The sequence below is a fragment of the Aeromonas sp. 604176 genome, assembly GCF_049170755.1.
GTDB classification, from domain to species: domain Bacteria; phylum Pseudomonadota; class Gammaproteobacteria; order Enterobacterales; family Aeromonadaceae; genus Aeromonas; species Aeromonas veronii_A.
The window spans coordinates 1-1,062 of the sequence record NZ_JAAKNE010000271.1 but is presented as its reverse complement, the minus strand read 5'-3'; the positions used below and the strand labels follow the sequence as shown (position 1 = coordinate 1,062).

Here is a 1,062-nt window from a genome sequence, read left to right as displayed (position 1 = left end):
AGTCAGCTTGCCAACGATCGCGTCGTTGTAGTCAGCCTTGGCATTGATTTCAGCCATCAGCTCGGCATGCTGGGTATCGGCGAAAGAGAGCAGAGCGGCTTCGAAATCGAGGATCTTGTTCAGCTCGACATCGGAGAGATAGCCTTTTTCCGCGGCGAACAGCACCAGAGACTGGTGAGCAACGCTCATCGGAGAGTACTGCTTCTGCTTCATCAGCTCGGTCACTTTCTGACCGTGGTCCAGCTGCTTGCGAGTCGCATCGTCCAGGTCGGAAGAGAACTGGGCAAACGCAGCAAGTTCGCGGTACTGAGCCAGCGCGGTACGGATACCACCGGACAGCTTCTTGACGATCTTGGTCTGGGCGGCACCACCCACACGGGATACGGAGATACCCGGATCAACCGCAGGACGAATACCGGCGTTGAAAGACTGGGAAGTCAGGAAGATCTGACCATCGGTGATGGAGATCACGTTGGTCGGAACGAACGCGGATACGTCACCAGCCTGGGTTTCGATGATCGGCAGCGCGGTCAGAGAACCGGTTTTGCCCTTCACTTCACCCTTGGTGAACTTCTCTACGTACTCGGCGTTGACGCGAGCAGCACGCTCCAGCAGACGGGAGTGCAGATAGAATACGTCGCCCGGGAATGCTTCACGTCCTGGCGGACGGCGCAGCAGCAGGGAGATCTGACGATATGCAACGGCCTGCTTGGACAGGTCATCATAAATGATCAGGGCATCTTCACCGCGGTCACGGAAGTACTCACCCATGGAGCAACCGGAGTACGGAGCCAGATACTGCAGGGCAGCAGCTTCGGAAGCAGAGGCAACCACTACTATGGTGTTGGCCAGAGCACCGTGCTCTTCCAGCTTGCGCACCACGTTGGCGATGGTGGAGGCCTTCTGGCCAATCGCAACGTAGACACACTTAATGCCGGAGTCTTTCTGGTTGATTATGGTGTCGATCGCGATGGCAGTTTTACCTACCTGGCGGTCACCGATGATCAGCTCACGCTGGCCACGACCGATAGGGATCATGGCATCGATGGCTTTCAGACCGGT

The 1,062-nt window shown here is 57.1% G+C and carries 1 protein-coding gene; it reads right to left on the bottom strand.

Going from position 1 to position 1,062, the window contains the following annotated elements:
* Positions 1-1,062: F0F1 ATP synthase subunit alpha (gene atpA, locus G5358_RS21270; protein ID WP_421324900.1), on the bottom strand; the 1,062-nt coding region annotated here is incomplete at both ends.